The sequence below is a fragment of the Bradyrhizobium sp. LMG 9283 genome, assembly GCF_045571415.1.
In the GTDB taxonomy this organism is placed as follows: domain Bacteria; phylum Pseudomonadota; class Alphaproteobacteria; order Rhizobiales; family Xanthobacteraceae; genus Bradyrhizobium.
In genome coordinates this window covers 1,014,787-1,026,938 of sequence record NZ_CP120691.1, presented here as the reverse complement: position 1 = coordinate 1,026,938, position 12,152 = coordinate 1,014,787, and the positions used below count along the sequence as shown (strand labels likewise).

The 12,152-nt window shown below is 64.4% G+C and carries 11 protein-coding genes and 2 pseudogenes; 6 read left to right on the top strand and 7 right to left on the bottom strand.

Features of this window, described 5'->3' with window-relative positions; all coding sequences use genetic code 11:
* Positions 1 to 104: 104 nt before the first annotated feature.
* Complete coding sequence (locus tag P6U29_RS04785) at positions 105 to 1,082, top strand: peptidyl-alpha-hydroxyglycine alpha-amidating lyase family protein (RefSeq protein ID WP_407116547.1); 978 nt, start codon at positions 105 to 107, stop codon at positions 1,080 to 1,082.
* 204 nt (positions 1,083 to 1,286) lie between these two features.
* Positions 1,287 to 1,844 carry an HNH endonuclease gene (locus P6U29_RS04780; protein WP_008543309.1) on the top strand — a complete coding sequence of 186 codons (558 nt, stop codon included), beginning with the start codon at positions 1,287 to 1,289 and terminating at the stop codon, positions 1,842 to 1,844.
* Positions 1,845 to 1,862: 18 nt separating this feature from the next.
* Here the strand turns inward: P6U29_RS04780 and P6U29_RS04775 are convergent.
* A pseudogene (locus P6U29_RS04775) lies at positions 1,863 to 2,658 on the bottom strand (DMT family transporter).
* Here P6U29_RS04775 and P6U29_RS04770 point away from each other — a divergent pair.
* From P6U29_RS04770 to P6U29_RS04760, 3 genes and pseudogenes are all read left to right on the top strand, one after another.
* Positions 2,588 to 2,755 carry a hypothetical protein gene (locus P6U29_RS04770; RefSeq protein ID WP_407119622.1) on the top strand — a complete coding sequence of 56 codons (168 nt, stop codon included), beginning with the start codon at positions 2,588 to 2,590 and terminating at the stop codon, positions 2,753 to 2,755. The pseudogene P6U29_RS04775 and the gene P6U29_RS04770 overlap by 71 nt on opposite strands.
* A gap of 136 nt (positions 2,756 to 2,891) precedes the next feature.
* Positions 2,892 to 3,113, top strand: coding sequence for a dodecin (locus P6U29_RS04765; protein WP_407116546.1), 222 nt, complete (start codon positions 2,892 to 2,894; stop codon positions 3,111 to 3,113).
* A gap of 51 nt (positions 3,114 to 3,164) precedes the next feature.
* Positions 3,165 to 3,557: pseudogene (locus tag P6U29_RS04760) on the top strand (HAD-IA family hydrolase); the annotation flags it as partial.
* 15 nt (positions 3,558 to 3,572) lie between these two features.
* On the opposite strand, the gene P6U29_RS04755 reads toward P6U29_RS04760, so the two are convergent.
* From P6U29_RS04755 to P6U29_RS04730, 6 genes are all read right to left on the bottom strand, one after another.
* Complete coding sequence (locus P6U29_RS04755; RefSeq protein WP_407116545.1) at positions 3,573 to 4,541, bottom strand: ABC transporter ATP-binding protein; 969 nt, start codon at positions 4,539 to 4,541, stop codon at positions 3,573 to 3,575.
* Complete coding sequence (locus tag P6U29_RS04750; RefSeq protein WP_407116544.1) at positions 4,538 to 5,533, bottom strand: ABC transporter ATP-binding protein; 996 nt, start codon at positions 5,531 to 5,533, stop codon at positions 4,538 to 4,540. The genes P6U29_RS04755 and P6U29_RS04750 overlap by 4 nt, the downstream gene beginning before the upstream one ends.
* Positions 5,533 to 6,450, bottom strand: coding sequence for an ABC transporter permease (locus tag P6U29_RS04745; RefSeq protein WP_122400763.1), 918 nt, complete (start codon positions 6,448 to 6,450; stop codon positions 5,533 to 5,535). Before P6U29_RS04745 ends, P6U29_RS04750 begins: the two co-directional genes overlap by 1 nt.
* A complete protein-coding gene (locus P6U29_RS04740) occupies positions 6,416 to 7,375 on the bottom strand; it encodes an ABC transporter permease (protein ID WP_407116543.1) in 960 nt (319 codons plus the stop codon). Before P6U29_RS04740 ends, P6U29_RS04745 begins: the two co-directional genes overlap by 35 nt.
* A gap of 29 nt (positions 7,376 to 7,404) precedes the next feature.
* Entirely contained in the window at positions 7,405 to 9,195 is a 1,791-nt protein-coding gene (locus P6U29_RS04735) for a peptide ABC transporter substrate-binding protein (protein WP_407116542.1), read from the bottom strand.
* 263 nt (positions 9,196 to 9,458) lie between these two features.
* Positions 9,459 to 10,877 carry a M20 family metallopeptidase gene (locus P6U29_RS04730; RefSeq protein ID WP_407116541.1) on the bottom strand — a complete coding sequence of 473 codons (1,419 nt, stop codon included), beginning with the start codon at positions 10,875 to 10,877 and terminating at the stop codon, positions 9,459 to 9,461.
* 283 nt (positions 10,878 to 11,160) lie between these two features.
* Between P6U29_RS04730 and P6U29_RS04725 the strand changes: the two genes are divergently transcribed.
* Entirely contained in the window at positions 11,161 to 12,132 is a 972-nt protein-coding gene (locus P6U29_RS04725; protein ID WP_407116540.1) for a S1C family serine protease, read from the top strand.
* The last annotated feature ends 20 nt before the right edge of the window (positions 12,133 to 12,152 follow it).

The window sequence follows — 12,152 nt, the reverse complement described above, 5'->3', positions numbered from 1 at the left end:
TCCGGGCTGTCTCCGCGGAGGGATTCTGGATTGCTTCGCTGCGCTCGCAATGACAACGTGGAGACAGCATCGCAGCCCCGATAAGGAATTGAGGGAAGATACACATGCCAGCCATCCTCGGCAGCGGCGAACACCGCTACCGCGTCGTCGAAAACTTCGCAAAGCTGCCGGACGGCTGGCAGCTCACCGATGTCGCCTCGGTCGCGGTCGACAGCAAGGACCAGATCTACGTCTTCAACCGCGGCGCCCATCCGATGGTCGTCCTGGACCGCGAGGGCAATTTCCTCCGCAGTTTTGGCGAAGGCCTGTTCTCCCGCGCGCACGGCCTGCATATCGACGCCGATGACAATCTCTATTGCACCGACGACGGCGACCACACCGTGCGCAAATGCAGCACCGACGGCAACGTGCTGCTGACGATCGGCATCCCCGCAAAGCCGGCGCCGTTCATGAGCGGCGAGCCGTTCCATCGCTGCACCCACACCGCGCTGTCGCCGAAGGGTGAGATCTACGTCTCCGATGGCTATGGCAATGCGCGCGTGCACAAGTTCACGCCGGACGGCAAGCTGATCAAGAGCTGGGGCGAACCGGGCACCGACCCCGGCCAGTTCAACATCGTGCACAATATCGCCACCGATGCCGACGGCTGGGTCTATGTCGCCGACCGCGAGAACCACCGCGTCCAGGTGTTCAACGGCGAGGGCAAATACGAGACGCAGTGGAACAACCTGCATCGCCCCTGCGCACTGTGCTGCTGTGGCGGGGCCAAGAGCCCGACCTTCGTGATTGGCGAGCTCGGCCCGGGCCTTGCCATCAACCGCAATGTGCCCAATCTCGGTCCGCGGCTGTCGATCGTGGACGCCAAGGGAAATCGCATCGCACGGCTTGGCGGCGAGGAGGGCCCAGGCGTTGCCAGCGGCAAGTTCCTCGCGCCGCATGGGATCGCACTGGACTCGAGGGGCGACATCTATGTCGGCGAGGTCGGCGTCACCAACTGGGAAACCAGCTTTCCGGACGAGGAGATGCCGGCCGCGGTGCGCACGACGCGGTGCCTGCAGAAACTGGAGCGGGTCCGGGAGTAGCCGCCGTGGCAAGCCCGCCCATGCTGGGGCGGGTGGTTCCGCGCGCCCTCCGGGATCGCGGCTTTTTGAGCACTTTTGCCACCCCGCCGCCGCATTGCTTGCGCTTGAATAAGTCGCTCAACGGGCTTCACAATCCCGTCACGCTGCATGTAGTATGTCAATACATGCTGCTTCGCAGCGTACATTGGAGGCCGGGAGCGTTACTTGAACGCACATGTCTCGCAAGGCAGTTGGCCGGTGTTGGTGCTGAATGCGGACTTCCGGCCGCTGAGTTACTACCCACTGTCGTTGTGGTCGTGGCAGGACGCGATCAAGGCGGTGTTCCTCGACCGCGTCAACATCGTCGCGCATTACGACCAGGCGGTTCGAAGTCCGACGTTAGAAATGCAGTTACCGAGCGTGGTTTCGCTCAAATCCTTCGTCAAGCCGACCACCCATCCCGCCTTCACCCGATTTAACGTCTTCCTGCGCGATCGTTTCGCCTGCCAATATTGCGGCTCGCCCGAAGACCTCACCTTCGATCACATCATCCCGCGCAGCAAAGGCGGCCAGACCACCTGGGAGAACGTGGTCGCGGCGTGCTCGCCGTGCAACCTGCGCAAGGGCAATCTCACGCCTGCTCAGGCAAAAATGTTTCCGCGCCAGAGCGCGTTCGCACCCACCGTGCACCAGCTCCACCGCAACGGCCGTCTCTTCCCGCCGAACTATCTGCACGACAGCTGGCTGGACTATCTGTACTGGGATACGGAGCTGGATCCGTAGGAGGCGAGCCTCCGCGCGTTATCCCCGCTGCAAGGCAAGCGTGACGCCGCCGAGCGTGAGCGCCATCGCACTCCATTCGCGATAGCCCAGCGGCTCGCCCAGAATGATGGCGGCGGAGACCACGCCGATCACGGGCACGATCAGCATGCCGGTGGAGGCCGAGGTCGGTGGCAGACGGCGCAGCGTCTCGAACCACGTGACGTAGCAAAGGCCCATCGGCACCAGCATCATGTAGACGAAGCAGCCGAGTCCGAGCGGGGTGATCGCCGAGACGTTCGGATGCTCGAAGAGCACGCCGAGAATTAGCATGGTGGCGCAGCCGAGCCCGACCTGCCAAGCGACGACGACCAGCGGCGGCATCGGCAGCAGCTTGCGGTTGAGCACGTTGCCGAGCGCGAACAGGATGGCGCAAAGCAGCGCGAGTGCAATGCCGATCAGCTTGTCGGCGCTGAACGCAAAGCCGTTGCCGCTCAGGAGCAGCGTGACGCCGGCAATGCCAAGGACGAGCCCGAAAATATCCCGTATGGATGGCCGCGCGTGCAGCACCGGCCAGGCAAACAGCATGGCCCAGATCGGCATGGTGTAGGCGAGCAGCCCCCTCGCTCACGGTCACATATTTCATCGCGACCGTGCCGAGACCCATCCAGGCAAAGACGTTGGTGAACGTCGCAAACAGCAGCCGCGGGACCGCCTCGCGCGGAACGGCGAACGACTCTTTTCGGGTCAGCACCAGGATGCCGAGAATGAGCGAAGCGCAGACCCCGGCAAGGCCCCGTGCGAACAGAGGCGGCCATTGCTGCAGCAACAGCTTCATCAGCGGCCAGTTCAACGCCCAGCCGAACGCCGTCACGCAGAGGCAGAGAGAGCCGATCGTCCTGTCGCGCCGCGCCGAATCCATGGATAGCGCTTAGCAGGCGGACGTTGGCCGCTCCACCTCGGCTGACGCATGCGGGGCCATCGCGCAGCACGGAACCGGACCGCCTGGCGCTCGTTCAAATGGGAGCACACGCGTCGACGCGTGGCGCAGCGCAACCGAGGGAGGCCATCATGCCCGCAGCCGAGCACGATCACGTCTACAAGATCCTGGACCTGGTCGGATCGTCCGAGACCTCGATCGAGGACGCGATCAAGAACGCCATCAGCCGCGCGTCGAAGACCGTTCGCGAGATGCGGTGGTTCGAGGTGGTGCAGACTCGTGGCCACATCGAGAACGGCGCGGTTCGCCATTATCAAGTAACATTGCGCGTAGGCTTCACGCTCGAAGAGTGACTGCGGTCCCACGTTGGACGCCATCCGCAAACCTCGCGAACGGCGCCCTCGGAGGACTGGGTCGAGGCGCGGCGCCGTTCCATGCAGGCCGATCGCGCGATGCTGGAGATTGCCGACAGCTTACGCAAAAGCGTCGACATTGCCGTCCTGACCAACAATACCACTCTGGTCGCGGACCACATCGACACACTGCTGCCGGACCTGCGTCCGCTGTTCGGCGCCCGAATCTACACCTCGGCCCAGTTCAAGACTGCAAAGCCTGACCCGCGCTGCTATCGCCTCTGCCTATCGGAGCTCAATGTGAGGCCGGAGACCGTCCTTTTCGTCGACGATCTCGCGGCCAACGTCGCCGGCGCGCGAAAGGCGGGCCTGTTCGCGCATCATCACACGTCGGTGGAGGCCTTCAGGCTGGCCCTCTCGGAGCGCGGCTTGCCTCACGGCTGAATTGCATCGCGCACGTCAGGCGAGGTGGCACGCCACGAAGTGACCGCCAGCCTCCTCCTTCAGCGCCGGCGCGCTCTCCGCGCAGCGCGGCTGGGCGATCGGGCAGCGGGTGTGGAAGTGACAGCCCGACGGCGGCTTCATTGGGCTCGGCACGTCGCCCTTCAGGCGGATGCGCTCGCGCTTGAGCTTTGGATCCGGCACCGGAACCGCCGACAGCAGCGCCCTGGTGTAGGGATGCTGCGGATTGCGGTAGAGATCGCTGGCTTTCGCGAGCTCGACGATGCGGCCGAGATACATCACCGCGACGCGGTCGGAGATGTGCTCGACGACCGAGAGGTCGTGGGCGACGAAGAGATAGGTGAGATTCAGCTCGGCCTGGAGATCTTCCAGGAGGTTGATGACCTGGGCCTGGATCGACACGTCGAGCGCCGACACCGGCTCGTCGCAGACGATCAGTTTCGGCTCGACCGCAAGCGCCCGCGCGATCACGATGCGCTGGCGCTGGCCGCCGGAGAATTCGTGCGGATAGCGCCGCATGTGCTCGGCCTTGAGGCCGACCTTGACCAGCAGGCCCGCGACGCGCTCCTCGCGCTCCTTGGCGGAGGCCGCGAGATTGTGGATGGTGAAGGCTTCGCCGAGGATGGCGCCGACCGTCATGCGCGGATTGAGCGAGGCGAACGGATCCTGGAACACCAGCTGCATGTTCCGCCGCATCGCGCGCAGATCGTTGCCGCCGAGCTTGCGTACGTCCTGGCCGTCGAAAGTGACCTCGCCGTCGGTCGGCTCGATCAGGCGCAGCACGCAGCGGCCCGTCGTCGACTTGCCGCAGCCGGATTCGCCGACGAGGCCGAGCGTCTCGCCGCGATTGACCGAGAACGACACGCCGTCGACCGCGTAGACGGTGCCGACCTGGCGCGACAGCAGGCCGCCGAGCACGGGGAAATGCTTCTTTAGGCCGCTGACGCGGAGCAAGGGTTCGCTCATGACGCGGCTCCCAGACTGGTGTCTCCCAAGTGACAAGCCATGCGATGGCCGGGCGAGACCTCGCGCAGCAGCGGCTCCTTCTCGGTGCAGACGCTCATGGCGAACTTGCAGCGCGGTGCGAAGCGGCAGCCGACCGGTGGATTGATCAGGATCGGCACCGAGCCGCCGATCGCCTCCAGCCGCGTCTTGTGCTCGCTGTCGAGGTCGATACGCGGGATCGAGCGGATCAGGCCTTGCGTATAGGGGTGACGAGGATCGCCGAAGAGGTCATCAACGGGTGCCTCCTCCACCACCTTGCCGGCGTACATCACGACGACGCGCTGCGCCGTCTCGGCGACCACGCCCATGGCATGGGTGATCAACATCACCGCCATGCCGAAGCGCTCCTTCATGTCCTGCAGGAGGTCGAGGATCTGCGCCTGGATGGTGACGTCGAGCGCGGTGGTCGGCTCGTCGGCGATGATCAGCTTCGGCTTGCAGGCGAGCGCCATCGCGATCATCACGCGCTGGCGCATGCCGCCGGAGAACTGGTGCGGATAATTGTGCACGCGGCCCTCGGCGTTGGGGATCTGCACCAGCTTCAGCATCTCGATGGTGCGCTCGAGCGCTTGCTTCTTGGTCACCGCTTCATGCCGGCGCAGGCTCTCGGCGATCTGCTCGCCGATCGTGAGCACTGGATTGAGCGAGGTCATCGGCTCCTGGAAGATGAAGCCGATCTCCTTGGCCCGGATTTCGTCGAGCTGATTGCTCGTCAGCGGCACGAGATCGCGGCCCTCGAAGATGATCTGGCCGGCCGCGATGCGGCCCGGCGGCATCGCGATCAGCTTCAGGATCGACATCGCGGTGACGGTCTTGCCGCAGCCGGACTCGCCGACCACGCAGAGCGTCTCGCCCCTGTTGATGGAGATGTCGACGCCGTCGACGGCCTGGAGGATGCCGTCGTCGGTGGAAAAGTGGGTTTTCAGGCCCTTGATCTCGAGCAGCGGCGCCATCAGATCACCCGTCGCGCATCGAGCGCGTCACGCAGGCCGTCGCCGATGAAGTTGATGGCGACCACCGCGATGAAGATCGCGCCGCCCGGAAACAGTGCCCAGTGCGGGCCGATGTCGAGAAAATCCTTGGCGTCATACAGTAGCCGGCCCCACGTCGGGGTGTCCGGCGGGAAGCCGAGGCCGAGGAAGGACAGCGTCGACTCTGCGATAATCGCGGCGGCGACGTCGATGGTGCCGGCGATGATCACCGGGCCGACCGCATTGGGCAGGATGTGCCGCACCACCTGCCGCACCGGGCTGGCACCGAGCGCGCGCGCGGCTTCGACGAACTCCTTTTCACGGATCGAAAGGAACTGGGCACGCACCAGGCGCGCCACCGGCATCCAACGCAGGCCTCCGATCACCAGCACGATCAGGATGAAGATGCCGCCCTCGGGGCCGAACACCTGCTTGAGCCCGTCGCGGAAGAGATAGATCAACAGCAATAGCAGCGGCAGCTGCGGCAGTGACAGGAACAGGTCGGTGAGCCACATCAATCCATGCCCGAGCGCACCGCGCGACATGCCGGCGAGCGCGCCGATCAGCGTGCCGATGAAGACCGAGACCAGCATCGCGGCGAGGCCGACCGCGAGCGAGATGCGGCCGCCATAGATCATGCGGGCGAGGATGTCCTGGCCGAGATCGTCGGTGCCGAAGGGATGCGCGAGTGATGGCCCTTGCAGGCCGGCGACGATGTCGATCTCGTTGATCTTGATGCGCCAGATGAACGGGCCGACTACGACGGCCAGCACCAGGATCAGGAGCAGGAAGGCGCTGATCACGGCGAGCCGGTGGCGGCTGTAACGCCGCCACGTCTCGCGCCAGGGCGAGTAGACACCCCGCTCAGCGGAGGGAGATGCGAGGGTCAAGCCAGCCATACAGGACGTCCGCGATGAGGTTGAACAGCACCACGAGGCACGCGAAGACGAAGGTGACGGCCATCACCACCGGCGTGTCGTTGGAAAGGATGGAGGAGATCAGCAGCGAGCCGATGCCGGGAATGCGGAAGATCTGCTCGGTGACGATGGCGCCGCCGAACACCGCGGGCATCTGCAACGCAATGAGCGTCACGACCGGGATCATGGCGTTGCGCATCACGTGCTTGACGATGACCTTGGCCTGGCCAAGGCCCTTGGCGCGCGCCGTGGTGACGTAGTCGAGCCTGATGACGTCGAGCATTGCCGAGCGCACGAAGCGCGTCATCGATGCCGCCTGGAACAGGCCGAGCACCGCCACCGGCATGATCGCCTGACGGATCATCTCCAGCACCCAATGGATGCCGGTTGCCTTGATGTCGGTGGTATAGACGAACGGCAGCCAATCCAGCGTGACCGAGAAGATCAGGATGAACAGGATGCCGGTGAAGAAAGTCGGCAGCGAGAAGCCGACAAAGGCGAGCGTGTTGGCGATCTGGTCGAACAGCGAATAGGGCTTGGTCGCGGCATAGACGCCAACCGGGATCGCAATCAGCAGCGCCAGGATCTGCGCCGAGCCGATCACGTAAAGCGTGGCCGGCAGGCGCTGCAGGATCAGCGTGTCGACGTTCATCCGGCTGACGAAGGAGAAGCCCCAGTCGCCGTGCAGCATGGCGTTGAGCCAGTGCAGGTAACGAAGGTAGATCGGATCATCGAGGCCGAACTTGGCCCGAAGCGCGGCCTGCACTTCGGGCGGTACGTTCGGGTTTGTCGCCAGTTCAGAGAACGGATCGCCGGGGGCGAGCGCAAGCACGACGAACAGCACGACCGAGATTCCGAGCAGACTCGGAATCGCGATCAGCAGGCGACGCAGGACGTATTGACTCATGAGGGAAGGCCCCGTCTAGAGCTGGGGGATCATTCCTCGCGGTACCAATCGTGCAGATTGTCGGTTTCGTTAGCCCAGCCGCTGATGATCGGGCGCAAATTGTTTGCCGCCGCTTCCACCTTGAGCCGATGCTGCACCGGGATGAACACGGTGTCCTGATACATGAGGTCGTTGGCCTTGATGTAGTGCGCGGCGCGCTTGAGCGGATCCATCTCGCTTTCGGCGGCTTCGATCGCCGCATCGTAGTCCTTGTTGACCCAACGCGGGAAGTTCGTGCCCTGCCACTTGTTCTCCTTGGTGGCGACGTTGGTCGACAGGAAGCGGCGCATGTGCTGCGACGGATCGGGTTGGCTCAGCGGGATCTGGAACATCTCGATGTCGGCATAGAATTTCGCGTAGGTGTCGGGATTGGCGACGTCCGACGAGAAGAACACCGAGGCCACGACCGACTTCAATTCGACGTCGATGCCGGCCTTCTGACAGGCCTGCTTGACGATCGCCTGCGTCTTCTGACGCGGGCCGTTGATCGAGGTCTGATACAAGAGCTTCAGCTTCTTGCCGTCCTTCTCGCGGATGCCATCCGCACCCGGCTTCCAGCCGGCATCGTCCAGGATCTTCGAAGCTTTCTCGATGCTGAATTCCCACGAGGTGTTCTTGGAGACGAACTTTTCCGGGCCGTTGAGGAAATTGGCCGTGGTGCGGCCGGCACGGCCGTAGATCGCCTTCTTCACCGACTCGCGATCGACCAGCAGCGACAGCGCCTTACGCACGGCAGGGTCGGAGAACAGGGGATGCTTGGTCTTGATCGACGACTTCTCGCCGTCGACCTCGGTGTTGGGATCGGTGAAGTTGAGCGCGATGAACTCGGTGTCGCCGCCGACGGCATAGATGGTCTTGCCCTTGCCGCCCTTCTCCAGGCGCAGGAGGACGTCATCCTCGACCTGGATGTTCCAGCCGAAATCGTACTCGCCGGTCTGGATCACGGCGCGCGCGGCCGACACGGCATCACCACCGCCCTTCATCTCGACCGTGTCGAAATAGGGCCGGTTCGGCATGTGGTAATCGGGATTGAGCTGGCCACGAACGAGATCACCGGGCTTGAATTCGACGAACTTGTACGGACCGGTTCCGACCGGCGATAGGTTGGCCGGCGCTTCCCGTGATTTGGATCCCTTGTAGTCGGCGAACAGATGCTTGGGGATGATGGTGTTGGGAGCGCCAACAAACGCGTCCGCCCAGAACGGCGTCGGCTTCTTGAAGGTGATGCGAACGGTCAGGTCGTCTACTTTCTCGACCGTGATGTCGCGGTAGGTTGCCACGGTAATGGCTGCCGTCGCGGGATCGATGATGTATTCCCAGGTAAAGACGACGTCGTCGGCGGTGAACGGCTTGCCGTCGTGCCATTTCACACCCGGCTTCAGCTTCCACGTCACCGACTTGCCGTCAGCGGCGAGCAGACCGTTCTGGATCGACGGGGTCTCCGCCGCCAGCACCAGCTTCATGTTGCCGTCTGGATCCCAGCAGGCGAGCGGTTCATAGAACAGGCGCGAGCCGTCCTGATCCTTGGTGCCGGTGGCGAAATGCGGGTTGAGCAAGGTCGGGCCCTGCCACCACAGCAGCTTCAGCGCACCGCCACCGCCGCGTTTGGTCGGCTTGTAGGTCGAGGCGCCCTCGGCCATGGCGACGCCGCCGAGCGCGAGGATCTGGTTGGCCAGCGGTGCAGTCAGACCAACGGCGGCCATGCGCTTGATGAAGGCGCGGCGATCCATCCGCCCGTCCTTCACCTGACCGATCATCGAACGCAGTTCTTTATCCAGCATGGTTGTCCCCCGTCTGGTTCCGATAGTGATGAAGGCGGGCCGTCAAGCGCGGCCGCCCATTTGGCTGGCAGTAGATGGCACACCGAATGGGGTGCACGTCAACTGGGACCGTGTGTATGCAAACGGTCTTCTGGCTGTCCGTTGGGCAAAATTGCGTTCCGCAGCCCATCCGTTCGGCAATCCAGCATCAAAACCTGCTGGATTTGCGCGCTGCACTGCGGAAAATTTGTTCGCGGGATCAGACGAAGTATCGAGGCGAAATTCTACGCCACGGACATGTCGAGCGGCGGCGCGACGTGATCCGGCAGCGGACAGACGTAAGGCGTCTTGGCCGTCCGCTTCTGAAGGTCCGCCTTGGCGGCCTTGATCAGCGCCGGTTCCATCAACGCCCTGATGCCGAGACCGGCCATCGCCTTGGCCGCCTGCACCATGGCCTTGTGGGCATGCGGGCTCTTGCCCTGCGCCACCACCTGCCAGGTGTGGAAGGGTGTGCCGATCGCAACCGTGGGTGCGTGCACCTGCACGGTCGGCACCACCCAGCTCACGTCGCCGACATCGGTCGAACCGACAAGCGGGTTGCGCTTGGCATCGAGCGGCACCAGGAAGTCGGCCAGCGGCCGATCGGTCGGCTCCATGCCGATCGCGTAATAGACCGACGCGATGTCCTTGTCGCTCAGGGTCGCACGGATCTGGCTGGCAAAGCTCTTGTCCGCATCGTCGAAATGCGGCGGCCCGAGTTCTTCCATCACCTGGTGAAGCGCCTGTTCCAACGGCGCGTTCGGTAGGATGTTGGAGACCGCGGAGATGATCTTCATCTCGACTTTGGTCTCGGTCATCAGCGCGGCGCCCTGCGCGATCTTGGAGACGCGCTCGACCAGCTCGTTCATGCCGGGAAGATCGCGGGCGCGGATCGAGTAGCGCACCCGCGCATGGGCCTGCACCACGTTGGGCGCGATGCCGCCGGTGTCGAGCAAGGCGTAGTGCACGCGCGCGTCGCTGGGCATGTGCTCGCGCATGTAGTTCACGCCGACATTCATCAACTCCACCGCGTCGAGCGCCGAGCGGCCGAGATGCGGCGAGGCTGCCGCATGCGAGGTGCGGCCGGTAAAGATGAAGTCGGCGCGCGTATTCGCGAGCGACGGCGTCACCGCGACTTCCCAGAAACTGTGCGGATGCCAGGTGATGGCGATGTCGGCGTCCTCGAACGCGCCGGAGCGCACCATGAAGGCCTTGGCCGCACCGCCCTCCTCAGCCGGGCAGCCATAATAGCGCACGCGGCCGGGCACCTTGTTCTCGGCCAGCCAGTCCTTCACCGCGGTCGCGGCGAGCAGCGCGGCGGAACCGAGCAGATTGTGACCGCAGCCATGGCCATGGCCGCCGGTCTCGATCGGGCGATGCTCGGCGACACCCGCCTGCTGGCTGAGGCCCGGCAGCGCGTCGTACTCACCCATGAAGGCGATGACCGGACCGCCGTCGCCCCACTCGCCCATCAGCGCAGTCGGGATGCCGGCGACGTTCTCGGTGATGCGGAAGCCCTGATGACGCAGCTCGGCGAGATGCTCGGCGGCCGACCGTGCCTCGGTGTAGCAGACCTCCGGCATGCCCCAGACCCTGTCGCTGAGGTCGATGAAACGTGCCTTGATGGTGTCGATGCCACGCCAGATGTCGCTGCGGTTGTCCATGTTGTCGTCCGTGATCCCAAGGTCAAACGAAGCGGCAATGGTTAGCAGCTTCGCTGTGCGGCGCCTAGCATCCCGCCGGACAGCAGCCATGCGGCCGGTACCGGATCGCACGGGCGTCCTCTGCACGAAGTGTTTCCGTCCCTTTCGAAGATTTCACGTGGCGTTCTCCGGAATAGTTGGGAACGAGGCTTTCAAGACGGCCTGCTCCGGCCTAAATTAAAACGTGCTTCGCGCGCCGTTCCGCCAGCCATGCCGGAGCGATGCTCTCAGCCAGGAGAACTCCATGAGCACTCTGACCGAATGGAGAGTGCCGCCGGCGAACCAGCCGCGGGCGAGCGACTACGGTTTCGATCTCGACCGCGCGCTCGGCTCCGTCGTCGGCCTGCACGCCCTCATCCCGCCGGATGCCTTCAGCGCCGAGACGTTGGGCACCGAACGAGCCGGCAACGGCGTCGTGATCGACGATGGGCTCGTACTGACGATAGGTTACCTCATCACCGAGGCAGAGACGCTCTGGCTGCACCGCGCCGACGGACGCGTGGTGGAGGGCCATGCGCTCGGCTTCGATTCCGAGACGGGGTTCGGGCTGGTGCAGGCGCTCGGGCGCCTCGACGTCCCGCCGCTGCCGCTGGGCTCGTCGGCGGCAACCCGGATCGGCGACCGAGTCGTGGTCGGCGGCGCCGGCGGGCGCACGCGCTCGGTTGCGAGTCAGATCGTGGCCAAGCAGGAATTCGCCGGCTACTGGGAGTATCTGCTGGACGAGGCCATATTCACCTGTCCCGCTCATCCGAACTGGGGCGGCACGGCGCTGCTCAACGAACGTGGCGAGTTGATCGGCATCGGCTCGCTCCAGCTCGAGCGTGAACGTGATGGCAAGGCCGAGCACGTCAATATGATCGTGCCGATCGACCTCTTGAAGCCGATCCTGGAGGACTTGCGCAAATTCGGCCGCGTCAACAAGCCGACACGGCCCTGGCTCGGGCTCTACTCGACCGAGATCGACAACCGCGTGGTGGTGATCGGGATCTCCGGCAACGGCCCGGCCGCCCGCGCCGAGCTCAAGACCGGCGACGTCATCCTCGCCGTGGACGGCGACAAGGTCGCGAGCCAGGTCGATTTCTACAAGAAGATGTGGGCGCTGGGCGCCGCCGGCGTCGACGTGCCGCTCACCGTGCATCATGAAGGCGTCACCTTCGACGTCACGGTGACGTCGACCGATCGCTTCAAGCTCCTCAAGGCGCCGAAGCTGCACTGATCCCAAGGCTTGAGGAAGCG

Coding starts and splice junctions, on each gene's coding strand:
- P6U29_RS04785 (WP_407116547.1), top strand. CDS start 105: ATGCCAGCCATCCTCGGCAGCGGCGAACACCGCTACCGCGTCGTCGAA.
- P6U29_RS04770 (WP_407119622.1), top strand. CDS start 2,588: ATGAGCGAAGCGCAGACCCCGGCAAGGCCCCGTGCGAACAGAGGCGGC.
- P6U29_RS04765 (WP_407116546.1), top strand. CDS start 2,892: ATGCCCGCAGCCGAGCACGATCACGTCTACAAGATCCTGGACCTGGTC.
- P6U29_RS04755 (WP_407116545.1), bottom strand. CDS start 4,541: ATGAGCGAACCCTTGCTCCGCGTCAGCGGCCTAAAGAAGCATTTCCCC.
- P6U29_RS04750 (WP_407116544.1), bottom strand. CDS start 5,533: ATGGCGCCGCTGCTCGAGATCAAGGGCCTGAAAACCCACTTTTCCACC.
- P6U29_RS04745 (WP_122400763.1), bottom strand. CDS start 6,450: ATGGCTGGCTTGACCCTCGCATCTCCCTCCGCTGAGCGGGGTGTCTAC.
- P6U29_RS04740 (WP_407116543.1), bottom strand. CDS start 7,375: ATGAGTCAATACGTCCTGCGTCGCCTGCTGATCGCGATTCCGAGTCTG.
- P6U29_RS04735 (WP_407116542.1), bottom strand. CDS start 9,195: ATGCTGGATAAAGAACTGCGTTCGATGATCGGTCAGGTGAAGGACGGG.
- P6U29_RS04730 (WP_407116541.1), bottom strand. CDS start 10,877: ATGGACAACCGCAGCGACATCTGGCGTGGCATCGACACCATCAAGGCA.
- P6U29_RS04725 (WP_407116540.1), top strand. CDS start 11,161: ATGAGCACTCTGACCGAATGGAGAGTGCCGCCGGCGAACCAGCCGCGG.